The sequence below is a fragment of the Paenibacillus contaminans genome, assembly GCF_003285015.1.
GTDB lineage: Bacteria > Bacillota > Bacilli > Paenibacillales > NBRC-103111 > Paenibacillus_V > Paenibacillus_V contaminans.
In genome coordinates this window covers 35092-58852 of the sequence record NZ_QMFB01000004.1, presented here as the reverse complement: position 1 = coordinate 58852, position 23761 = coordinate 35092, and the positions used below count along the sequence as shown (strand labels likewise).

The 23761-nt window shown below is 49.2% G+C and carries 18 protein-coding genes and 2 pseudogenes; 16 read left to right on the top strand and 4 right to left on the bottom strand.

Annotation, left to right across the window (positions count from 1 at the left end; genetic code table 11):
• Positions 1-4 precede the first annotated feature (4 nt).
• The 4 genes from DQG23_RS09105 (at position 5) to DQG23_RS09090 (ending at position 6477) form a co-directional block, all read left to right on the top strand.
• Positions 5-2146 carry a YIP1 family protein gene (locus DQG23_RS09105; RefSeq protein WP_113030524.1) on the top strand — a complete coding sequence of 714 codons (2142 nt, stop codon included), beginning with the start codon at positions 5-7 and terminating at the stop codon, positions 2144-2146.
• Positions 2143-4386 (top strand): DUF5696 domain-containing protein, encoded by a 2244-nt coding sequence (locus tag DQG23_RS09100; protein WP_113030523.1) that lies wholly within the window; start codon positions 2143-2145, stop codon positions 4384-4386. Before DQG23_RS09105 ends, DQG23_RS09100 begins: the two co-directional genes overlap by 4 nt.
• Positions 4383-5255, top strand: coding sequence for a carbohydrate ABC transporter permease (locus DQG23_RS09095; protein WP_238177812.1), 873 nt, complete (start codon positions 4383-4385; stop codon positions 5253-5255). The genes DQG23_RS09100 and DQG23_RS09095 overlap by 4 nt, the downstream gene beginning before the upstream one ends.
• Positions 5256-5508: 253 nt before the next feature.
• The gene (locus DQG23_RS09090; protein ID WP_420330220.1) at positions 5509-6477 is read left to right on the top strand and encodes a carbohydrate ABC transporter permease; all 969 of its coding nucleotides are present in this window, start codon (positions 5509-5511) and stop codon (positions 6475-6477) included.
• A gap of 110 nt (positions 6478-6587) precedes the next feature.
• Here the strand turns inward: DQG23_RS09090 and DQG23_RS41775 are convergent, their stop codons facing one another.
• Complete coding sequence (locus DQG23_RS41775; RefSeq protein WP_146762269.1) at positions 6588-7049, bottom strand: hypothetical protein; 462 nt, start codon at positions 7047-7049, stop codon at positions 6588-6590.
• Between the two features lie 68 nt (positions 7050-7117).
• Here DQG23_RS41775 and DQG23_RS09085 point away from each other — a divergent pair.
• Together DQG23_RS09085 and DQG23_RS09080 are read left to right on the top strand one after the other, a co-directional pair.
• Positions 7118-7348, top strand: a pseudogene (locus DQG23_RS09085) (histidine phosphatase family protein); the annotation flags it as partial.
• Positions 7349-7365: 17 nt separating this feature from the next.
• Entirely contained in the window at positions 7366-7569 is a 204-nt protein-coding gene (locus tag DQG23_RS09080; protein WP_146762268.1) for a hypothetical protein, read from the top strand.
• Positions 7570-7841: 272 nt separating this feature from the next.
• Here the strand turns inward: DQG23_RS09080 and DQG23_RS43400 are convergent, their stop codons facing one another.
• Both DQG23_RS43400 and DQG23_RS09070 read right to left on the bottom strand, forming a co-directional pair.
• Positions 7842-8345, bottom strand: coding sequence for a transposase (locus DQG23_RS43400; protein WP_202865895.1), 504 nt, complete (start codon positions 8343-8345; stop codon positions 7842-7844).
• Positions 8346-8433: 88 nt separating this feature from the next.
• Positions 8434-8763, bottom strand: coding sequence for a helix-turn-helix domain-containing protein (locus DQG23_RS09070; protein ID WP_158560367.1), 330 nt, complete (start codon positions 8761-8763; stop codon positions 8434-8436).
• Positions 8764-9176: 413 nt separating this feature from the next.
• Between DQG23_RS09070 and DQG23_RS09060 the strand changes: the two genes are divergently transcribed.
• Positions 9177-10838, top strand: coding sequence for a type 2 periplasmic-binding domain-containing protein (locus DQG23_RS09060; protein WP_113030520.1), 1662 nt, complete (start codon positions 9177-9179; stop codon positions 10836-10838).
• Positions 10839-11232: 394 nt separating this feature from the next.
• On the opposite strand, the gene DQG23_RS09055 is transcribed toward DQG23_RS09060, so the two are convergent.
• Entirely contained in the window at positions 11233-12045 is an 813-nt protein-coding gene (locus DQG23_RS09055) for a helix-turn-helix domain-containing protein (RefSeq protein ID WP_113030519.1), read from the bottom strand.
• A 194-nt stretch (positions 12046-12239) separates the two neighbouring features.
• Here DQG23_RS09055 and DQG23_RS09050 point away from each other — a divergent pair, with 194 nt between their 5' ends.
• The 9 genes and pseudogenes from DQG23_RS09050 (at position 12240) to DQG23_RS09010 (ending at position 23491) form a co-directional block, all read left to right on the top strand.
• Entirely contained in the window at positions 12240-13391 is a 1152-nt protein-coding gene (locus DQG23_RS09050; protein WP_113030518.1) for an amidohydrolase family protein, read from the top strand.
• Positions 13388-13747 carry a Rieske (2Fe-2S) protein gene (locus DQG23_RS09045; RefSeq protein ID WP_113030517.1) on the top strand — a complete coding sequence of 120 codons (360 nt, stop codon included), beginning with the start codon at positions 13388-13390 and terminating at the stop codon, positions 13745-13747. The genes DQG23_RS09050 and DQG23_RS09045 overlap by 4 nt, the downstream gene beginning before the upstream one ends.
• Before the next feature lie 203 nt (positions 13748-13950).
• Entirely contained in the window at positions 13951-14508 is a 558-nt protein-coding gene (locus tag DQG23_RS43720) for a transposase (RefSeq protein ID WP_113030516.1), read from the top strand.
• A 298-nt stretch (positions 14509-14806) separates the two neighbouring features.
• Positions 14807-19201 (top strand): hypothetical protein, encoded by a 4395-nt coding sequence (locus tag DQG23_RS09030; RefSeq protein ID WP_113030514.1) that lies wholly within the window; start codon positions 14807-14809, stop codon positions 19199-19201.
• A gap of 107 nt (positions 19202-19308) precedes the next feature.
• Positions 19309-19446: a hypothetical protein gene (locus tag DQG23_RS42090; RefSeq protein WP_158560366.1), complete on the top strand. Its 138-nt coding sequence runs from the start codon at positions 19309-19311 to the stop codon at positions 19444-19446.
• 105 nt (positions 19447-19551) lie between these two features.
• Complete coding sequence (locus tag DQG23_RS09025; RefSeq protein WP_238177810.1) at positions 19552-20517, top strand: ABC transporter permease; 966 nt, start codon at positions 19552-19554, stop codon at positions 20515-20517.
• A 9-nt stretch (positions 20518-20526) separates the two neighbouring features.
• The gene (locus DQG23_RS09020) at positions 20527-21414 is read left to right on the top strand and encodes a carbohydrate ABC transporter permease (RefSeq protein WP_113030513.1); all 888 of its coding nucleotides are present in this window, start codon (positions 20527-20529) and stop codon (positions 21412-21414) included.
• Between the two features lie 332 nt (positions 21415-21746).
• Positions 21747-22064: pseudogene (locus DQG23_RS09015) on the top strand (SDR family oxidoreductase); the annotation flags it as partial.
• Positions 22065-22654: 590 nt separating this feature from the next.
• Entirely contained in the window at positions 22655-23491 is an 837-nt protein-coding gene (locus tag DQG23_RS09010) for a transposase (RefSeq protein WP_238177809.1), read from the top strand.
• The last annotated feature ends 270 nt before the right edge of the window (positions 23492-23761 follow it).

Below are 23761 nucleotides of genomic sequence, written 5' to 3'. Positions count from 1 at the left end.
AATCATGAAACTGAGAAGCAGCCGGCGGGTTCTGACGCTGCTCTTCCTTACGTTAACCGCAGCGGCGCTCGTGCCTCTGTCCGCATACGCGGAAGTGCCCTACTGGACGAACTCCAAAGATAAACAAGGACGCCTGGTCTGGACGCAGCCGGCATACACGCCGGAAGGGATGTTCGGCAAAGACTTGACGATTCCCGATCCCGACAACCCGGGGACGGCCAAATCGTCTCCGCTGCAAAATCCGAAAGACGTCTTTATCGATAAGCGGGACCATATTTTCGTGGCGGATACCGGCAATAACCGGATCGTCGAGTTCGGACCCGAAGGGGCGTTTATCCGTATTATCGCGCCGGAGCGGGATTCGCCGGGCGGTTCGTTCAATAAACCGGAAGGCGTATTCGTTACGGATGATTTCGACCTATACGTCGCCGATACCGGCAATAAGCGGATAGTCCGCATGGACAAGGATGGCAATTACATTAGAGAGTACAAAAGGCCGGATTCGAAATATATGCCGGAATCTTTCAAGTTCGACCCGACGAGGCTTGTCGTCGATAAGCGCGGATTTCTGTACATCGCCGTGCTCGGCGGTTATCAAGGGCTGCTGCAGCTGGATCCGCAAGGCAATTTCCAAAGCTTTTACGGAGCGAACAAAACGGTCTTCTCTCCGCTCGACGCGATGAAGCGGCTGCTGTATCCAAAGAAGATGTACGCGAACGAGATCAGCAAGCTGCCGGGCGCGATAAGAAGCGTCGCGGTCGACCATGACGGGTTCCTGTACACGACGACAGCCGGTAAAGACATCAAGAGCGAGCAAATCAAAAAGCTGAGCATCAAAGGGCTTAACATGCTCGAAAGCAAAACGTTCGGCGAAGTGCGGCAGTCCGACCTCAAATTCGCGGCAGGCGGTTCGGTCGCCCCGCAGCTGATCGATATCGCCATCGACTCGAACGGGAATATGACGGCGATCGATTCTTCTTATAACTACATCAACCAGTATGATGCGAACGGGAATTTGCTCTTTTTCTGGGCCGGCCCGTCTTCGCCTAACACGATCCAGCTCGGATCGATGAAAAATCCTGTAGCCGTCGATGCCAACTCACGCAACGACTTGATTCTCCTTGACGGGCAAGAAGGCGTCCTCCAGCTGTTCCGCTTGTCCGAGTTCGGCGACAAAGTGAATGCGGCGAACAAGCTGACTTTGCAAGGACGCTATGAGGAAAGCGAGCGGCATTGGCGCGAGGTGCTTCGGTTGAACGCCAATTATTCGCCGGCCATACTCGGTTTGGCAAAAGCAGCTTATAAGCAAGGGAACTACAAGGAAGCGCTCGAGCTGTTCAAGCGTGGCGACGATCATAAGGGATATTCCGACACGTTCTGGCAAATCCGCCTTCAGTGGTTCCAAAGCCATTTCTCGGTAGTCGCAACATGCATGGCCGCAGCCATTATTTCGCTTTTGCTGTTCGAAAGAGCGACCCGCCGAACGGCATGGCGCCAAGCATGGAACAATCGCACGCGTTCCAACAACGAATTCGTCGTGAAGCTCAAGCATATGTTCTACATGCTGAAACACCCGATCGACGGTTTCACCGCGCTCCGCTATGAACATAAAGGCGGGTATCGAAGCGCCGTCATTCTGCTGATCATCGCGTATGCAGCGCTTGTCGTCATGAAGTTGTTCACAGGTTTTTCGTTCAACATGGACGATGCTAACAGCGTCAATTTATTGTCTCTTCTTCTGCAGTATGGAGCGGTCTGGTTCGGCTGGGTCGTATCCAACTATTTGGTCAGCTCGATTTACCGCGGAGAAGGCCGGTTCAAGGACGTATTCGTCGGCAACGCATATGCGCTCATCCCGTTCATCCTGATCGGCATTCCGCTTGCGGCCGTTTCCAACGTTTTGACGATGTCGGAGCAGACGATTTACGATTTTATGGAAAAAGCTTTGTACGTCTGGACCGGATTGATGGTGTTCTGGAAAATCCAATCGCTGCAAAATTATTCGGTAGGCGAAACGATTATTAACGTCTTGCTCTCTCTCTTGACGTTTTTGGCGCTTGCGGTTCTCGCGCTCGTCGTACTCGGCCTGAGCAGCGATTTGAAAGACTTCATACATGAAGTGTATCAGGAGGTGAGACTGCGATGAAGCTGCTCAAACGATTTCCTGCATCTTATTGGATCTGGGCTTTGTTACTAGCCTCTCTGATATTGTTCGTAGGGACGCGTCTCGATATCGGTACGATCGATAGAGGGGTTGCCCTGGCCGCCCCTCCTGCAAAAGCGGGGGCGGCGAAAGTAAACAAAGGCATGGATGAGCTGCCGAAGGATGCCGATTTCCAAACGGTTGCCGAATCCGGAGAACTCGAATTGAGGCTTGACGCCAAATCCGGCCACTTCGCCGTCACCGATAAGCGGAACGGCAACGTTTGGCATTCGTATCCCGATCCGGGTCAATGGCTTGCGGAAGCTCAGGAGGGCATTTGGAGAACGCATCTGCGTTCCCCAGTCATGCTGAGTTATGTCGATTTGACAGGCAAAGCGACGCAGCCGAAAGAAACGAACTTGCTCGAAGAGCAAGGCAATATCATCGATGTCGCTTCGATCGACGGAGGCTTCAAGCTGACCTTCGACATACCGTCGAAGCAGTTCACGATTCCGATCGAGGTTAAAGTGGAACGGGACTCGATTGTCACGAAAATCGTGGAATCCGGGGTCAAGGAAGGCGCGTTAAGCCTTGTCTGGATCCGGCTTTACCCATTTTTCGGGGCGGAGCATTCCGCAGGCCAGGAGGGCTACTTGTTCATACCGGACGGCTCCGGCGCGCTCATTCCTTATAGTCAACACAATACGAACGTGAACCGGATTTATCAGGAAGCCGTATACGGAACCGACATTTCGTTCAAAGCAAACGACGATCCCCAATCCCGGAATCCGATTTCGATTCCCGTATTCGGCGCCAAATCGGGCGATAAAGGCTTCGTTTCGGTTATCGAAGACGGAGCCGAGTTCTCCGATGTCGTCGCCTCGCCGTCCGGCGTGTTCAGCGGCTACAACTGGATAACCGCTCAGCAAAACTATCGATCGAGTTATAAACAAGTGACGAACGAAGCCAAAGGCAGATTTTTCGTTACGTATAACAAGGAGAATCGATTTCAAGGCGATCGCGCCGTTCGTTACCTTCTGCTCGACAGGATGAAAGCAAACTATGTCGGGATGGCCGAGCGGTATCGACAATACTTGATGGAAACGCACAAGCTGGAACCGCTTAAACCGAAGAACGATACAAAGGTGCCGATGACGGTTACGATTGTCGGAGCGGAACGGGGACCCGGGGGGCTGATCGCGGACCGTTATCTCCGGTCGACGACGACGAGCGACGCGATGAAAATGGTGCAGCGGTTGTACGACCTCGGCATCGACAATATGGTCGTCGACTATATGGGCTGGGCGAAGGGCGGCTTCAGCGATCACGGCGCTCCGCTGCCCGTGGACAAACGGCTCGGCGGCGACAATGGGATGAAGGTATTCATCCAATTCGCCCATTCGCTGGATATTCCGGTTTATTTAAACACCAACTATTTGCTTAACACAAGCGATGCCGGAAGTTTCAATAAGCGAAAACACGGCCTTCGCGATTTGGGCGGAACCGTCTTGAAAAATATCGTCAGCTTGGGCTATCTGGATAACGTGCTTGACCAGGATATCGAATATTTCAAGAAGCTTGGCGCCGACGGCGTCACGCTTATGGGGTTGGGACAATCGCTTATCAGCGATTTCAATACGAACTACCCGCTTAGCCGAACGGAAAGCAGGGTAAAACAGCAAGCGCTTATGGAAAAATTCAAAGACGCTTCACTCGGCCTTCGGGGTTTCGGATCGAGCAGCTTCGCTTTCCCTTACGTCGGCACGATCGACCATTTGGTCGACGACTATTCGTACGACTCGTTCTCGGAAACGGCTGTTCCGTTCATTCAGATCGCGCTGCACGGACTCGTCCACTATACGTCGTCCTATGCGAACGATCGTCAGGAATACCGCAAGCAATTTTTACGCGGCTTGGAATACGGATCCGCTCCTTCTTTCATTTTTATCTATGAGAACGCCGAGAGCTTTAAAGATGCTTACGAGCTTCACTTATACAGTCCGGATTTCCGGAGCTGGGAAAAGGAAGCGGTTCAGGAATACCGGGAAATGAACGAAGCGCTCGGCGACGTGCAGGATCAATTCATCGTAGGCCATCGTACGCTTGCGGCCGAAGTGAAAGAGACGACCTACGCCGGCGGTAAACGCATCATCGTCAACTATGGCGGCACGGCTTACACAAGCGGCGAAATATCCCTGAAACCGCTCGATTACTTGATCGTGGAAGGAGGAACGGCACATTGACGGCCAAGCGAAGTAAGCTTTCCGGTCAGGCGATCCGCAAGCTGGAGGGCTCGCTGTTCATAGCCCCGTGGTTCATCGGTTTTTTGGCATTCATGGCTTTCCCGATCGGCTACTCGCTCTACATGAGCTTTCATCAGGTAGCGATTATGAGTACCGGCATCGAGGTGAATCCGGTCGGATTGAAGCATTACAAGTACATTTTGCTGGAGAACGGAGACATCCTGTACAATTCGTTATTCCCTTTTTTGCGGCAGTCGCTTTTTATGATTCCGATCATTTTGATCTTCTCGCTGCTTGTCGCCATTATGCTGAACCAGAAATTTCCGGGACGTCCGTTGTTTCGCTCGATTTTCTTCCTGCCCGTCATTTTCACAACCGGGGAGGTCGTACGGGAATTCATGACGCAGGGCGAAGGGGAGCTCGGATTCCTCCAAAGGTATAACATCGCTTCGCTTGTGTCGGAAAACTTGTCGGCTGCATGGGGGGGACCGATCGTTGCCGTCATGGGATCCTTCGTCCTGATCCTGTGGTATTCCGGCGTGCAAATTCTGATTTTTTTGGCCGGACGGCAAACGATCGGCGCTTCGGTTTACGAGGCCGCGAGAATCGACGGCGCGACGCCTTGGGAAGTGTTTTGGAAAATTACGCTTCCCGGCATGACTCCGTTCATCCTGCTTAATCTTATTTACACGACGGTTGATTTATTTACATTCCCGACAAACCCGATTTTGTCCCAGGTATCCAGCAACAACTACGGACAGTCAAGCGCTTTGGCCTGGATCTATTTCGTGATCATCCTCGTATTCCTCGGGATTGCGTTGTGGGTGTTTCAGAAGGTGAATAAAGCGTCGGGTATGGGGACCGGTTGATTGCCGCGGCATTACGTGGATTGCGGCATTGTATGGTTCGTGCATTACGTGGATCGCGCATTACATGGATCAAGGTATTGAATGGATCGCGCATTACGTGTATCGCGCATTACATGGATCAAGGTATTGAATGGATCGCGCATTACGTGGATCGAGCATTACATGGATCAAGCATTACCTGGATCGCGGGCACCACACGGTTTGCCAAGGGAGCTTGTGCTTCCTTACTATTCGACATAAAGGAGGATGAGCGGTGACCCGGTTACTAACGGCAATCCGAACGATTCGTACAAATCGTCTTGATTGGAGGGCGGGAATTACCAAGACACGGCATGCGATTATCGGCAAAGAAGCGGACAAAGGCCTCATATTCCGCGCCTTCATTTATCTCGTACTGATTGACGTGGCCTACATTTACTTGAACCCGATTCTGTTCATGATGACGACCATGGTCAAAAACTCGGCCGACTTAATCGACCCTGCGGTTACTTGGGTGCCGAGGATGATTTATACGGGCGTCCTGCAGGATGCTTGGACAAAGCTGAAATATCCTAGCGCCTTTACGATAAGCGCGTTTCTCTCGCTTACGATCGCAGTTTTGCAGACCGTATCGTGCGCAGTTGCGGGATATGCGTTCGCCAGGCTCGAATTTCCTTTCAAGCGAACCTGTTTCATACTTTTGATCTTTACCTTTATCGTACCGATTCAAGTGACGATTTTGCCGAATCTGATCGCGGCCAGCCAGCTCGGTCTTATCGCGACTTACATCCCCATCGTGCTGCCGGCTTTGTTCGGACACGGACTGAAGGGGGCCTTGTTCGTCATCATTTACCGCCAGTTTTTCTCCACCCAGCCGAAGGAGCTGGAGGAAGCGGCCAAGATCGACGGCGCCAGCGTTTTCCGCATTTTCTATAAGGTTATGCTGCCCTTGGCTAAACCGGCGATTCTCGTCGTTTTTCTGTTCTCGTTCGTTTGGACGTGGAACGATTACTATTTGCCGAGCATGTATTTGAAAGGCGTGCAGGACGTGCCGCTTTCGATGGGCATATCGCAAGTTTCCGCGGCGATTGCGCAGCGGGAGTCGGAATTGGGACCGTCGGTTTTCGACGAGCCGCTCAAGATGGCCGCTTCATTCCTGATCGTCCTTCCGCCGCTTGTTCTGTATATGTTTACGCAGCGTTGGTTCGTCGAAGGCGTCGAGCGTACGGGGTTAGTGGAGTAGTTCAAAAGCTTTATGATGCAATAAATCAAAAAACGGTTCGGATTACGCCGGGATTGCGGCGTCCCGGACCGTTTTTTCTTATCTTAAGACTTTATAGGTTTGCATGTCTTTCAACGGTGAACTCGCGCGTCCCGGCTTATGCTTTCGAAGTCGCTTTCTTCGAAAGCATTGTGGATGGCAAAGTCGTTCATCCTTATGCTGCCATTAAAGCTCCACGATATGCCGTAGTCCGAAAACGCCCGCTTGGAGCAAGGAATCGAGGTTCGCCTTAAGCTGGAGTCCGATTTTGCCGGCTTGGAGAACGGATTCGCCGGTGTGCCGAGCCAAATACCCGCTGGAAGCAGGCGTTTTCGGACTACAGGCGGATAATAGAAGTCGTACTCGATTCCATGTGGGCAAAATCGGACTGCAGCGCATGCAAGCGACGAGCGAGTAAGGGCAAGCGGGTAGGAATACCGGTTGGAGGAACGGTAAATGTCAAAGACGTAGCGGGAGGCAGCAGAGGAGAGCAGAGGAACGGGAGGTGAGGTGGAGAAGCGCGCTCCGAAGACGCCGTTTATCCTTTCTTTCAATGAATCAATCCGCGCAGCAGACGATTTATCACCTCCCACTCTAAGAAATTATTGATTTAATGTCTGATATTAGAGATAACTTCTACAACCCTGAATATGCCTTACCAGGTGGCGAATCTAACGCAGATTGTCAGAATAGGTCAATCGCAGTGCTCAAGACCCTATTAAAAGAACAGAAAGGGAAGAGAATTGCTATTGGGACACACGGTCTGGTAATGACTTTGATGATGAATCATTTTGATTCCAATTATGGCTTAGAATTTTTAGATCAACTAAATAAACCGGATATCCCCCTGTGACTGGCAAGGATGTTGTCGTGAAACAAGTCGGTATTGCGGAATACGCCGATTATCTGGTAAGTGTCGGCTTGCCGTCGCCGATTGCGGGTTTGTTCGCCGCCGTTCAGCAAAATATCAAAGACGGCGAGTTGGATGTGGCGAGCAGCGACTTCGATAAGCTGATCGGCCGTCCTGCAACGCCGCTTATAGATGCGCTGACGCTAATTGTGAAGACAATCTAACGAATGAATCCTATATCTTTGCAAGCAGGCGGCGTGTTGATTAAGGATCAAACTACAAGTACGGGATGGCTTAAATATAAGATCACTTATTAGATATTGAGCAATTTACCGTCAAACGTCCAACGAAATGGTTTCGCCAAATGTTCGTTGTAGTAGTCAATAAACTGTGCAATCCGTTGTTCTAGATCCTCACGCGAAGCGAAGCTGGAGCGTTTGTTCAACAAACGGCGGATGAGAATGGAAAACCAGCACTCGATTTGGTTTAACCACGATCAATGCTTGGGCGTATAAACGAAGCGGATCGGATGGCTTTCTTCCTGCAGGAAGGCTTTACGGGAAGTCATTGTTTTCAGAATCCCGGATTTGCCTTTCACGCCAACCGCGTCGGAGGACAGTTTCAATCCGCATTGCTCAATCACAAAGAGCACCAGCGCTTCCGATTGATGCGTGTTTAACTGATCGGTCACGAAAATATGCTGATCCTCCGGATGCTGACGAACCACGTTTCGAATGTGTGTGACGAAGTCTTTTTCCGTTCGTGTCGGTTGGATCAGCGGGGCTTCGATGAGACCCGTAGCGACGTTTCGAGAGGCAATCAAACCGGACGTGCCATGCCGAATGTATTCAAACGCCCGCCGCTCCACTTTGCCCGGTTTCATGGGCAAGGCAGCATGCTTGTGTTGAAGGGCTTGAATCCCGGTCATCTCGTCGCACGAGTGGATATGCACACGCTCGGCAGCCATCGCCGGAGCCGCCTGATACAGGTCGCTAATCACTTTGACGTCTTCCTGAAATTGATCCGGGTCTTCAATCTTCGGATTCAACCAGTAACGGCTGCGGTGCGGTTCCAAATCCATTTCCTTTTTAAAAACGACCGACTTGCCGCGGCGAGATGCTTTCCACTACGCCTTGTCGGACCGCTTGACGGGCCAACTCCGAGGCGGTCCAATGGCTGGCCGGGACGCCGTGCTCAGACGGCGACTGGCATGCGATGGCAATGATTCGCGCCACCTGCTCCGGTGTGAAGGTGTTCGGTGCCCCTGCGCGTTGTTCGTCGCTGAGTATGTCTTCGATTCGTGAACGTAGGCGCTTGGGATGATTCGTCTCGATTTCATTCGTTTCGGTCGCCGCTTTCGCCAAGCGCATACGCCACATTTTCACTTTGTTGCGTACGACGCCCAGTTCCTGACACAAGACAAAAGCCATTCGATGGCTGGGGCAACTGGCGAAGAACATTCCGGGACTGTTTGCTCATTGGAGACTGGGCATCCTGCCTGCGGCTGGATAATGGGAGCCGGATGAGCTGAGAGGTTCACGTCCGGTTTTGAGAGGGCCTGAGGGTGCGATTCCCTCGGGCTACTCACCTTGTAATCTGTTGCAGGACGCAAAAAGGGGACGAGCGGGTATTAAAGTTAGTGATTAGTCTGTTGGAGAGTGAGATGGAACTGACGATTCACCCGGAGAAGACGAAAATTGTAAACAGCTGAAGGAGACATTTGTGTTCTTGGGCCATGCCTTTCGGCGACAGAGGATTGTGCAAATAAACAAGAGTATTATACATGGAGCCCAATCAGAATCGACAGCTATAATTACGATATCACGGCAAAATGATTGAACAATCAGCATTGCTGGAGTTCAAAAAAGGGGATGAATCCATGAAAGAAGAATTTTTAAGTAGAAAGTGGAAACCGTTTATGGCCGTCGTGCTTGGTACTGCAATCGTTAGTGCCTGCAGCTCCAATGAGGGAAATGTCACCACCACGCCTGCTCCAGCTAGCACCGAGGGTAGCGCAACAGAAGTACCGGCTGCCAAGAAAGAACTATTAGACATTCGTATGATGGTAGATGCTCCTGCGAATGCACAGCTCCCTTCTGATGCAAAGGATTTCGTAAAGAAAACGATTGAAGAAAAATTCAATGTTAAGATTAGGCTAGATTATATGCCAGTTGGACAAGACTATGTAACAAGACTAAATACACAGTTAGCATCAAACCAGCCACCGGATGTATGGCGTGATGCGAATGGGGATGGCGGTCTAAAATATGCATTAGACGGTATACTTGCAGATGTTGGTACATTCGTTACTCCACAAACAATGCCGAACTACTTCAAATATTGGATAGATGAGACAGTATTCCAGGGTTATCAGTTTGCAGACGGAACTTTCCGTATGCCTTCTTCTTATAGCAAGGAAGTATACCGTACTTGGTATATCCGTAAAGACTGGTTGGATAACCTCAATTTGTCAGTTCCGAAAACCTACGATGAGTACCTAAACGTACTTAGAGCCTTTGTGAACAATGACCCTGATGGCAATGGTAAGAAGGATACATTTGGCTTCACAACTGCAACAGGCGGAGATGGAATTGGACTTGAATGGCCGGAATACTGGAAAGCGGGTCTGGTATTTGCTTCCACTATAAGAGACGGTAATTACATCGACATGCAAACAGATCCACGCGTAGAGCAAGTGCTTGACGATATTTCGAAGGTAATTGGTGAAGGTCTGGTTGATCCGGACTGGTTCCTAAACAAATCACCTCAGCATATCGACCGTGCGGCGCAAGGTAAAGTGGGTGTTATTATGGGCGCTACGAAGGATTTTGCCTTTGATTCCAACCCACAGAGCTTGCAATCCAAAACAAAGGCATTGTTCCCGAATGCGAACTGGATTCCATTCACTCCTTTTGGCAGTCAACCTATCTCTACCGGAATTGCACCGGGATCCCCTGTTCTGTTCCCTAAAGGGGTAGTAGAAAAATCACCTGAGAAGGTTGAACGCATCGTTGAAATTCTTGACTGGTTGGCTGGTGAAGAAGGTTACATCTTGACACACTATGGTATTGAGAACAGGCACTATACACGTAACGGCGACACAATCACGCTTAACACGGAAGCAACGAAGCAGGAAATTACGGATAGTGGTGATTTTCTCAAAATATGGGACTTCTTTACGCCTGAAACTCCGACAGCTCTTGGCTTGACTATTATTAATGCGAATGAATCCGATCGCGATCGTGAAATAGCCAAAATAATTCTTGGTTTCCCTTCACTTCCATATATCGGAACAAGCCTGACTCCGCCCGAGGGATTTGACCTGGGTACTTTCCGCAAGCGTCAACGCGAGCTTCAAGTAAAAGCAATATTTGACGACAAATCAGGTAAGAACTGGCCCGCATATCGCGAAGAGCTTATGACAAAGTACAACGGAAATGCTCTGTTCGAACAATATGCAGCTCAAATCAAAGCAGCAGGTTTGGCAAAGTAATAGGAGCGTGCACGAAGGTTCTCTACTTGAATTGGAGAGAGTCCCTTCGTGCTTCTTTTTTTTCCAGGGGGATCATGATGATGGAAATGGCAAGAGTCGGTATTCTGATTGATCATAGAGACCGGTTATTCTCCGGACATCTATCCCTTGATTCTGCAGGATGGACATGAACTCGGTCTGCACTACAATGCCATGGAGGAAACCATTACACTCGCTTCCAAGGTTGGGGGCAATTATTCCAGTGGTGCAAGCAGCAAGGCATCTTGGTCGATCAGACCAAGGAGCCCAGCCAACCAGCCAAATGCCGTCATATGGGTACCTATTGTTGAGCCCTTGGCCGAGACTGGCGAGCATACAGACTCCACAGCGAAGTGGAGTCAGAGCTCTGCTCGGATTACCTCTTCAATACAGACGAAGGGGCACTTCCCATAATCTTTTTGTACAATCTGCTAAAATAATAAATATCTCGGAATCCCAGACGTTCGGCTACTGCCGTAATCGTATACTCTCCGCTTCTCAGCAAGTCGTAAGCTTTGCCGGTCTTGATTCGATTCTGATATTGAATGACCGTTAGTCCCGTGGTCTTCTTGAAAATCAAAGACAAATACGAAGGGCTAATCCCCACTTCAGCGCTCAATTCCTCAATGGAATAAAATCTGTGCTCATTCGCATCCATCAGGGCGATTAACAGCTCTACCATGCGCATATGAGACGTCTTATTGTCCAATGAATCTACGATCAAAGCATGTATGATTTCCAGTATACGACTTCGACAGCGGATTAAAAATCCAGGCTGTTTACCTACCCAAGCTCGGTGAAGCTCATGAAATAAAAAAGGAACTTTAGTCTGATCTAAATTGCAAAATATATGATTCATCCGATCAATTTTTTCCTTCACCTCAAGAGAGTGGAAATGAAGCTGAAAGAGCACAACAATATGCTGCCAATGCTTACCTTGCTCTGTCTCTCGCTTGCGCGGCATATAACGAGGAAAAAACAAAATATCACCTTTCGAAACACAATAATGCTGGCCGTTGATCGTATAGTTCGTTTCTCCCTGAGTCGTCAATGACAATACATACTCCCCTGCATGCTCGGCCAGGTTCAACACATGCTCTTCTAGAGGTTTCCTAGACTCAATTTCTACGACATACTCCAGGTTCATGATTGTAAAATCAAAATCAACACTCGTGTTCGGCAAGCTCATCTTCACACCCCCTAATGACAACAAGCTATTATTTTTAGTAGAGGATTGTGCAAATAAAATATAGGATCTTTCATGGAACGCCTCTGTTCACCTTAGTTATAATCGAAGTGTCGCGACAAATCAAGCAAGTAATGAACACCGCATCAATGATACGTCACCCAAGCCGTTTCAATCGATTAGGAGGAATCGTAGCTATGAGCGATGCACCTGTTTTAATTGACACCGATGTTCATAATCATATTGGATCATTAACCCCGTACTTGCCAAAGGCGTGGCATGATAGATATCGTGATGTTGGCTTGCCTTATGGAGCCCAATATTACTCATCCATCGGGACACATCGGAAGGATGCCAATCCGGATCGTGGAGGTCCTCCGGGAAGTGATCCCCAATTCCTGATTAGCGACCACATGGATCGATATGGAGTAGACTATGCCATACTTACCGGCTCAGGGGTACTGGGACTTTCACTAGACCCGGATCCGGATTATGGGAATGTGCTGGCAGCAGCATGTAATGACCGTATGGTTGATACTTGGCTCAGCGTTAGTCCACGCTTTAAGGGCTCAATTTTTGTCAATGCATCAGACCCGGTCGCAGCTGCTGCCGAGATTCGTCGGCATGCGGCCAATCCAGACATGGTGCAGGTCTTAATGGCGAGCGCAGCACGCATGCCTTATGGACAACGCTTCTACCACCCGATTTATGATGCAGCACAAGAATGCGGACTCCCGGTAGCCGTGCATCCGGGAACAGAAGGGAAAGGGATTTCCGGCCCGCCAACACCATCCGGATATCCTACCCGTTACATGGAATGGCACAATATTTTGCCTACAAACTACATGACTCATGTGAACAGCCTAGTCTGTGAAGGTGTATTCGAGAAGTTTCCAAAGCTCAAGTTCGTAGCCATTGAAGGTGGAATCTCATGGCTGCCACACTTGATGTGGAGAATGGATAAAAATTACAAGGCTTTACGGGAGTCTGTTCCATGGTTGAAACGGTTCCCGTCCGAATACATCGTGGATCATATTCGCCTTACGACTCAGCCGATCGAAGAGCCGAACATGCCCGAACAATTCGTTCAAATATTGCATATGATCTCTGCAGAGAAAACGGTTATGTTCTCCTCCGACTATCCGCATTGGGATAATGACAACCCGAGGATGACTCTTCCAAGGATGCCCAAGGAGATGAAGAAGCGCATTCTGGCAGGTACTGCTGCAGAGTTATACGGTCTGCATACGAAGCCGGCTAGAATGAACAGCACTTCTACAGAGCTTGCAGAGAAAATTGCTGTAGAATCGTTGAATTCTCCTGATCATGTATGGGGAGAAGAGGAATGAAAAGAAAACATTGGGTAGGCAAAATATCCGACATTCAACAAATAAAAAACAAAATATTTAAAATCGAAGGCATCGAGTTCGGATTATACGAAGTCAAGGGAACCTGGTATGCATGGAACAACTTTTGTCCGCATATGGGAGCAAGCATCTGCAAAGGACTTGTTAGCGGAACTCGTCTCCCCTCCCTTGTTTATGAATACAAATATGGAATGAGTGACCAGATATTACGTTGTCCCTGGCACGGCTGGGAATTCGATTTGACCAATGGAAGACTGCTTGTAGAACCTCAGACCAAGTTAAGAGGTTATCCTGTTGAAATTCAAGACGATGAAATTTATGTAACTTTGCCCAAATAGAGGAATTAACTCCTTGCCTTTGCAGACAGAATAACTTATTGTGTGGACAGAAATAATGCTATCCACATGGTGGGCTGAATCGATGTATATTGCTTACGATATCAAGAAAGGCGTAGAATATGCCAAACTATGCACTTCAAAACGCAGGGGTAAAACAACCGTAAAAGAATACCTATGGCAAACCGCCAGCCTCATTCGTACCCATGGCGGGGCGTCCGCACCATGAGAAACTCATTCTTGATTTCGGGGACACCTTTCACAACGGCGAGAATCATAACGAGGTGCGGCTCATCTACGTGACACAGCAGAATACAGGCTTGCCGATCTATTTCCGGCGCGGTCCCGGCAACGTGATTGACACCTCGACGCTGATCCGAACCATCAACGAACTCAAAGCCAATGGCGTGAACACCAAATTTGCCGTTCTGGACGCGGGTTATTATAACGACGAAAATATCCTCGCTTTGTATGAAGGGAAGATTTCTTTCGTAATTCGCCTGAGAGAAAACAGAAAACTGTACAAAGCGCTCGTAGCCGCGCACCTGACCGACATGGAGCAACGGGAAAACCTGGTCCATTACAATGGTCGATCCGCTTATATCAAGTGCATTGATTGTCAACTCATTGATGGTCATGGGGCTTATGCTTACATCGGGCTGGACATTGACCGCATCTCGCGCCAAGGGATATTCATCCTGGTCTCGTCCCGGCGCATTGCAAAGGACAAAATCTTACCGACTTCACATTTATCGCTACGGTAATCCTAAAGAAGATGCAGGATAAACTCAAGAAATCCGTCTACAGCCCCATCTCACTGTTCATGCATATGCGAAACCAGAAATGTAAGGTCTACGAGAATCAGGTCGTTACGCAAGAAGCTTTTAAGCGGGCAGACGACTGGTATAAAATATTCGGCATCCAATGCCTGGATGAAATTAACTTTCCAAATTGACGCAACTTGCAGTTTGTGGTAAGAAAGTTCACCCGGGAACTACGGATTATCAATATGATTAACTCTTGAGTTTTACAAAATGAATAGTGGGAAAGGGGCATAAGTTTATGATTGGTAAGCGCTTTATTTCTAAGCTCAATATTGCCACAGCAGCACTTGTCTTATGCGCTGGTTTATTGCCGGCATCAATTCGTGCACAAGATCCTACACTGGATCGCTTTTTGTATTCTGATCAGAACATCAACTTTGGTCGAGGTGTATCCGAGTCAGCCAATGGCGGAGCACTCGCCTGGGGAGAGAGCTATTATCTGGACAGCTACATCACGATGTATGAAGCAACCAACTCCAAGTACTGGCTCGACAAAATCGTTGATCATTCAGACCGCATCATCAGCAATGCCTCGGATCATGATGGAGATGGCGCACTAGGCTGGAAGGACCATGGCGCTGCCTATAATCAGTCCAAAAACAACACATTTCAGATTGAAGGAGCAAACAGCTACTCTTCCTCCACTGTTACGAATGGATCCTTCGAAGTGGATACCGACGCTGATCAAATACCTGATGGTTGGACAAGCCAAGGCACAAGCGGCAAAGCATACCGTTCTTCTGCAAGCGGTTCTGTATTCGATGGAACAGCCGGAGTTATTATCGAGAGTGATGGGGTTAATGAGAATCGACTCGTTCAACATGTAAACCTTTCCCCGAGCGCCACTTATTTAGTCGAAATGTATATGAGTGTAGAAACAGAGAAAACACAAACCTTTGTACAGGTAGTAAACACGGCTACGAACGCAGTGCTTGGCTCTATCCGCGCATATCATGCAGGTTATGAACGCTATGTATTTCAATTCAGGGCGCCGAGCACGGGTTCTGTTCAGATTCAGCTTGGCTTGCAAAATTATGAGCAAGATGGCTACAAAGGTTACTTCGACCATATATCGATCACGCCTATCAACGACATCAATCCTGGAATTGTAAATGGAGATATGGAAAGACTTCATCCAGCCGATTCTACATTGCCTGACGGATGGAGCCGAGTTGGTACAGCAAGCCCGTCAAATATTTATAGTGTTGTGGATCCCGTGACCGGCTCCAACGTACTGGCTACCACAACGGACAATACCTCATGGAAAATTGCCGAGCAAACGATTGATTACGTTCCTTCTCAGTCCTACACCTTAAGCTTTGATGGCAAAATATCAGGTACTGGCGGCCAAGGGAGAGTTCAGATCTACAATGCAACGGACAGCTCTGTAATCGCCTTCACAACGTTCAGCTCCGCGACATGGACACCAGGAAGCGTATCGTTCGTCGCTCCAGCTACAGCAGGCAAAGAAATCAAAATCCGACTTTATCAATCGAATTGGGGCCTCAACGGCTTTACGACCTATTATGACAATTTAGTATTAAATGAAAATTCACCCCTGACAAACGGCGATATGGAAATACTAAATGGTTCAGATCCGACACTGCCTGACAATTGGACAAGAAGCGGAACCGCAACTTCCGCTGATATCCATGTCAGTACCGATTCATCAACGGGTACTTATTCATTAGTTACGACAACCGATAACATCACAAGAAAAATAGTGGAACAAGAGCTTGGCGCCTACATTCCATCTCAGACTTACACATTATCCTTCGATGGAAAAGTATCCAGCACAGATGCTTCCGGCCAAGTGGTTATCTATGATGTAACAGACGGGACGTCGCTTGCTTCGACAACATTCAGATCGACTTCCTGGACAAATTTCAAGCTTTCCTTCACAGCACCGGACGTAGCGGGTAAGACACTCAAGGTTCGTCTGTATCAGAATAGATTTGATTTGGCCGGATTCTCCAGTTATTATGATAATTTTCAGTTATATACCAGTTCCCCCAACAACGCTTTACTGAATACCGGCTTCGAAACGGTAAGCGCTTCCGACGCTACTATGCCGCAAAACTGGTCTCGGCTCGCAGGTACAACTTCATCTGACGCTTACCTTGTAACTGGAATTAACAACTACTACACGGGTCAAAGAGGATTTGCCATTACGGCTTCCCCGCTATCGGTTAAGGGAATCGAGCAAAGCGTCTCCTATAAGCCCGGCGCAACCTATAACTTGACTTATCAAGGCCGTACAACAAATCCAAGTGTGCCTGGTGTTATGGAAATATACAATGAATCAGATGATGTCGTCATTGCCTCCAACACCTACAAGGGAACACGTTGGACCAAGCAATCCATACAATTCACTGCACCCAATCAACTAGGAAAATCGATTAAAATCCGGTTCACTCAGCCGCTGTCAGCAACCAGCTCAAGCAGCTATGTGGATTTAATCTCCTTGACAGCTGCTCTTCCTTCAGAGGTTGCTGCCTGGACAAGAAGCGATACGACTTCCTTAGCTGAAGCGCATCGTGCCACCGATTCTACGATTTTCACAGATGATTATGGATTAAAGCTTGTGTATTTGGATTCTACGCCACCTGTGATTGCTCAAGAGCTTTACAATTACAGACCGAATGTGGAATATGGAATTTCCTTCGGGGCACTTGCCTCTCCAGGTGCAGTTGGACAAGTGCGCGTCGTAGACAGAACAACAGCAACTACTCTAGGCAGTTGGAATTTCAGCAATACAACCAGGCTGGCTGTCACTGAGGGTGTATTCCATACTCCGGCTGCCGGTCACGATATCGTAGTTGAAGTATCCATTCCTTCGGGCACTGCAGGCCATACCGTATGGCTGGATACATTTGAAGTGGGCGAACAATGGGAGCATATGGTTCATGAAGGAGTGATCATGTCTCCAATCTTAAGGTTTGTAAACATCGTATTAGCGGATCCAGCCTTGCACGCCGCTTATTTGACTAAAGCCGAAGGCTATCGCGATTTCGCAGCAAATCATCTATTCGACAAATGGGAGCCCTATTGGAAACAAATTACTGGAACAGACGGAGCCAATAACGGCTCAGGGGTGTACATAATCCCTGAAGGCCTCAGCACGGAGCAGTTCCCAGGCCGGAGCTTGCCGCATAACCAATATTTAGCTTTTGCTCAAATGCTTTATTTGCTTCATGATGCGACGGAAGGTGTGGCTGCGTATTCCTCCGAACGCCCCTTATACTGGAGCCGCGCTAATGACATGTCGCGCGCCTTCAAGAGCACTTTGATTGATCATCCATTAAATGCTTCTCTCTCTACAGATGCATACCGTTGGAATTACTGGGATCGCTTCGGTCCGTGGGATGACGGACACTATGCCAGCTATGTGCAGGAAGACATCTCTCATGCAGGTTTAACAATGGCGGGAGCGGTAGAGGCTTACCATCAGGGGGAAGTATTCACAGCTTACGATATGGAAAAGCTGACGAATACGTTCACAGATATTATGTGGAATCAAAGCTTGACGGATCCTGTGCTGTCCTACTATAACGGTAGACAACCACTTGTTACAACGGATAAAACGAACACAAGAAATTATCATTTCTGGGCGCATTTCGCAGAATTCGATCCCATCGTCGCTGACATCACGAATGCAGTGTGCGAGATCGATGGCTGTGCCACTGTGATGGCATCCTCCTTAGCCAAATGGAGCGGTAATAAGGTTCAAAATACAAACTTTGAGCTGGCAGATCCGTTGGACAGCACTTTACCGCTGCGCTGGACGAGATTTCAATCTACACCAGCTACGGCACGACTTGATTCCACAGATCCTGGAATGAACGATTCATCCTTGCTGCTCACAACAAACGGAATGAATTGGCAAATTATGGAAACCAATCTGGCGGATTATGAGCCGAATACGAGCTACACCCTTTCTTTCTTGAGTAAAAAATACGGTGCAGTGAATGGTCGTGTACAACTATATGATTACACAACCTCAACCAATCTCGGACAGCTTATGGTCTCCGATACAAGCTGGACAAGATCAACATTCACGGTCACAACCCCTGCGGCAGGTCATGATGTTCGAGTTCGTCTCTATACCGCGGCCGTTTCACCGTCAGGCGCATCCGTAGGTTTCGATGACGTACACGCTTTTCCTTCCTTGGCGGATGGCGAGATTGCGAACGCCGGTTTCGAGACAGCGGATGCTTTCGATACGACGCTGCCGCGCTACTGGACTCGCGGAGCTTCAACAACAGTCGGCAATGTGGTTCTTGATCCGATTGACCCCTATGCAGGCGGAAAGACGCTGAGGCTGGAGTCCTCTGCGGATGGCAATAGTCAAGAGCTTGTATATTCTTGGTCTGGTTATCGCCCTGACACCACCTATACCGTAAGCTTAGCAGGTAAGATCAGCGGCAGTGCGGGTGGAAAGCTTCAAATCATCAACACCGCAACCAATGCTGTATTAATTGATGAAACGATCACTTCAACCAGTTGGGCAGCAGTCAATGCAACCTTCACTACACCTGCAGCATACAACAACAAGCTAATCATCATTCTAACCCATGACAATTCCTCTGCTTCAGGGACATTATGGGTAGATGAGGTATACGTGACTGATTAACGGATTGAGCTACACTTTATCTGTGGGCGCTCAATCGAGCGCTTAATTTTAGATAAGAAAAATAAAAATGTCCGAAAAGGAGAGGTGTTTCTTAAAGCGGGGAGAAGATGGTGAAAGCTTTCAACGGAACCGGCAATCCGCCCGCGGAAGTCGCGAACGCCGCGTGCATTCCTGAGGATCCGGTCTCGTCAAGTAGTTCCGAGGATTGGCGGGGGATGGACGGAGGTGTCGAGAGCGACAAATGAGCGGCGTGTTCGTGACACTACACGAAGGGGTCGCAATGAAAACGTCCGATTGTTCGGGTATGTCGGTTTGCCATGCAATGCAATGAACACAGGAGGAATGCAACAGTGAAGACGGACAATATTGCGGCGAAAGGGACGCAGGGTACGATGACCCTGAACCAGAGGTTCCTCCTTATTAGGAGAGCGTTAGTCCGCTACCGTTGGTTTTACCTGATGATGCTTCCAGGCATTATCTACTACATCGTGTACCATTACGTCCCGATGGGCGGCTTGCTCATTGCCTTTAAGAAGTACAACTTGATCAAGGGCGTTTGGGGCAGCGAATGGATCGGGCTGGATAACTTCATGACGGTGTTTTCGTCGCCTGATTTCCTCATTCTGCTGAAGAACACGATCCTGCTCAGTATTTACCGGATTATGTTCAATATGTTACCGGATGTTTTGCTGGCGTTGATTTTGAATGAAATACGCGTGCAATGGTTCAAACGGGTCATCCAGTCGATCACGTACGGCCCCTACTTCCTCTCCTGGATCATCGTCTACGGTCTGGTTTTCTCGTTTTTGGCGCCAGATGCGGGCTTGATCTCCTCCTGGTGGAGGGGGCAGACAGGCGATACGCTTAATCTGCTGACAGACAAGGACTTTTTCCGTCCCTTGCTGCTGCTGACCGATATCTGGAAAAACACCGGATTCGGGGCGATTATTTACCTGGCCGCGCTGGCCGCGATCAACAGCGAGTTGTACGAGGCCGCAGTGGTCGACGGCGCCGGACGATGGCGACAGATGTGGCATATTACGCTGCCGGGCATACGCGAAGTGTTTGTGTTGCTGTTTATTTTGCGCATCGGCCATATTCTGGATGCCGGCTTTGAGCAAGTCTACATCTTCCTGAACGCTCGCGTATACGAGGTCGGGGATATTATCGACACCTGGGTATTCCGCCGAGGGATCGAGCAGCTCGATTTCAGCGTAGCCGCCGCAGTCGGATTTTTCAAGTCAATCATCGGCTTCATTCTCGTGCTCGGAGCCAACAAACTGGCGAAAAAATTCGGCAGCTCGGGAATTTGGTAGGAGGTAAAAATGACAATAACACTAAAAAGGACCAAATCTGATTACATCGTCGACTTTTTCCTCTATGTGTCCATGACACTGTTCGGTCTGGTCACCTTGTTTCCGCTGTACTACGTGTTTATCATGTCGATTACGCCGATCGCCGAGGTGCTCCGCAATGGGGGCTTCGTCATCTGGCCAGGCGAGATGACGCTGGAGGCGTACAAGTATATCTTCAGCAGCGATCGGATTCCGAACGCGCTGAAGATTACGATCATCGTGACGCTGCTCGGTACATTTCTTAACCTGATGGTGACGATGTTTCTGGCATATCCGCTGTCGAAAAGATTTCTGCCGGGCCGCAATTTTGTTCTGATCGGAATCGTATTTACGATGCTTTTCTCCGGCGGCTTGATCCCGCTCTACCTGGTCGTGAGCGCGACCGGGCTGCTGAATACGATCTGGGCGCTGATCATACCGGGTCTGGTATCTTCGTTTAACATGCTGATCATGAAAACGTATTTCGAAAACCTGCCCGGCGAGATCGAAGAGGCGGCCAAGGTGGACGGTTGTAGCGACATCCAGACGCTATTCAAAATCGTGCTGCCGCTGTCGATGCCGATCATCGCGACGCTTGGGCTGTTTTACGGGGTTAACCACTGGAACGCTTACTTCAGCGGGATCATGTACCTGACCGACCGGGCGCTGATGCCTATCCAGGTCGTGCTGCGCAATATGATCGTGACGCCGAACGTCAGCTCCGAGTTGGGAGTCAATATATCTGAACTGCAGCAGCTGCCGCCCGAGACGATCAAGATGGCAACGGTGGTAGTGGCGATCATCCCGATTCTGATAGTCTATCCGCTCCTGCAAAAATATTTCGTCAAAGGGATGCTGCTCGGCTCGATCAAGGGCTAAGACCGGCAGTTCAGGCTCCCCGATCGTATTGACGACGCCCAGCGCGCCCTTCTGCTCGGCTTTCAGCGCAAAGCCGAGCAGATTGACGCCGACATCATCCGAGCCGTCACGCTCGAACACGGGTTTTGAGGCTATTACAAAACCCTACCGTGAAGGCTGCTTGTTGTTCAATCCCGCCAGCAATCGCTGGGAAATTCGCGAAGCTTACGACCATCCACAATCCGTACATTGCGGAGAATCTTTCGACTTGCAGGTCGGTGCTTTGTTTCTCCTACGTTCTACGGTCCTGAATTTCGCGGAGGGAGCTATAAGCTTGGCATACTCGTTCGCTAGCTGTCGATGAAGCCAGACATGGCGTGCTTGTCAACGAGGTAAAGGCGGGTCACATTTGCACGGAGATGTTCGACAAAACGGTCAGTATGCAAAAGGATCCGCAGGCGTTTATGGAGTATTCGGAGACGCTGCAGTGGCTGGGCCGTGGTGGTCGTCCGGAGGAAATTGCGACGGTCGTTCTGTTCCTTACCAGCGACTGGGCAAGCTTCATTACCGGTGCGGAAATTCTCGCGACCGGCGGTTATGAAATCGGAGAAGGTCCCAAAAAACCAATTTTCCATTGGCCGACAATGGAGAAGATAGGGACATCCCGTTGATTGCAGTTGTTACGGTCAACATATCCATGAGGATCAGAGCCACTGCTCTGGTCTTCTTTTATTACACCTAAATTCCCACCTAAATTGGACACATACAAAAATGGTCATTAAAGAGCGCTAACATACGTTTTGAGCAATAATAGATTTAAATGAATTACTGCTAATTTGTAAGTAGTGAAGGAAGTGTGGACATTCGTATAACACCATATTATGCGAACCATTTTTCGACCATACAAAAAAGCCGTGAACCCTTGTGCTGCAAGGGATTACCCCATGTCCTCACTTCGCTTTTGTCGCTTTGTTTTCGCATAACTTTTAATTTCTCAGCTCAGATATACGAATCAGGTGTTTATGGGTTATGCGCAGAAAAGGAAATGCGCACCTGTTTCTTCGAGATATGCGAAGCTGATATATGAAGAATAACTAATAGACTGGACAGTGAAAAGTTCTTGTCGAGAAATCGTCACATAGGAAAATAACCCCATCCACAAATCTGTAGTATCCTTAAGGTTCTCACGCCAGAAAGGAGAGCAGATCGCAGAGAGGGTTACAAGAGTAGTGTACCCGATTTCGTCACGATCGACCAGCCCATGTTGAAATTTATAGCGCTCAGCGCCGCCCATTCATTTGGCGGAGCCCTGCTTCTGCTGGATCGTTACTTCCTGTCCATTCCGGCGCTGAAGCGTCTGGGGGAAGGCCACCTCTCCGGCGAGAGCCGGATGCACATCGTGACCAAGGCCAAGATGAATGCCGTCGCTTACGAGCGCCCCGTCCGTAAATCTGGCAGGGGACGCCCGCCTAAGAAGGGCAAGATGCTCAAACTCGCTGACTTGTTTCACACGAGAGCAACGGAATTTAAACCGGTCAACGTGACGATTTACGGGAAGGAAGAAACGGTTTCCTGCCTGTGCCTGGACTTGCTCTGGGGACAGGGTTTGTACCAGGAGCTTCGCTTTGTGCTGGTTAAACAAGGCGACCGTTGTTCGATTCTCGTCAGTACGGATCTTTCGCTGGAAGCCACAGAGATCATCACCCTGTATGGGTATCGTTTCAAGATCGAGTGTACCTTTCGGGAAATGAAGCAGGTAATCGGCGCATTCGGCTACCGGTTCTGGAGCCGCTCCATGCCGAAGCTAAAACGATACTTACGCAAAGGCGAGCCTCATCCGATGGAGCAGGTCAAGAACGAAACGGATCGCTCGCGCATTCGGCAGACGTTGAAAGCCATTGAAGGCTTCGTCATGTGTAGTGTCATCGCCACAGGTCTCATCCAACTGATCGCCCTGAAGTTTTCCGACGGACGCCCGCGCTGTTCTTTCGATATCTTCGCACGCCTTCCAAAGCGATTGTCTCGGAAGCGACGGTTGCGGTTCATCTGCGCCATTCGATTTTTCGGTTGTTTGCCCAAAACAAACCACTTTCCGTAACCCAAATTATTCGTTCCAAGCAAGATTTACCCTCTACTGACGCAGATTTATGGGCTTCTTAAGGCTGAAAACTTTTCACTGTCCAGTCTAAGAATTGTTATATGAATTTACAAGTTTTGAATCTACCGGCTTCGATTTTACAAGTGATACAATCGAAAGGATAAGGAAATTCCGGGTCAACAGCCAGCTGCAAGAGCTGTGACGGCAGCGGTTACACTGCGGTCTTACGGTCGCCAGACCGAATTCAATAAGCCAAAACCGGCTAAGGTT

Coding starts and splice junctions, on each gene's coding strand:
- DQG23_RS09105 (WP_113030524.1), top strand. CDS start 5: ATGAAACTGAGAAGCAGCCGGCGGGTTCTGACGCTGCTCTTCCTTACG.
- DQG23_RS09100 (WP_113030523.1), top strand. CDS start 2,143: ATGAAGCTGCTCAAACGATTTCCTGCATCTTATTGGATCTGGGCTTTG.
- DQG23_RS09060 (WP_113030520.1), top strand. CDS start 9,177: ATGATTGAACAATCAGCATTGCTGGAGTTCAAAAAAGGGGATGAATCC.
- DQG23_RS09055 (WP_113030519.1), bottom strand. CDS start 12,045: ATGAGCTTGCCGAACACGAGTGTTGATTTTGATTTTACAATCATGAAC.
- DQG23_RS09050 (WP_113030518.1), top strand. CDS start 12,240: ATGAGCGATGCACCTGTTTTAATTGACACCGATGTTCATAATCATATT.
- DQG23_RS09045 (WP_113030517.1), top strand. CDS start 13,388: ATGAAAAGAAAACATTGGGTAGGCAAAATATCCGACATTCAACAAATA.
- DQG23_RS43720 (WP_113030516.1), top strand. CDS start 13,951: ATGGCGGGGCGTCCGCACCATGAGAAACTCATTCTTGATTTCGGGGAC.
- DQG23_RS09030 (WP_113030514.1), top strand. CDS start 14,807: ATGATTGGTAAGCGCTTTATTTCTAAGCTCAATATTGCCACAGCAGCA.
- DQG23_RS42090 (WP_158560366.1), top strand. CDS start 19,309: ATGGTGAAAGCTTTCAACGGAACCGGCAATCCGCCCGCGGAAGTCGCG.
- DQG23_RS09020 (WP_113030513.1), top strand. CDS start 20,527: ATGACAATAACACTAAAAAGGACCAAATCTGATTACATCGTCGACTTT.
- DQG23_RS09010 (WP_238177809.1), top strand. CDS start 22,655: ATGTTGAAATTTATAGCGCTCAGCGCCGCCCATTCATTTGGCGGAGCC.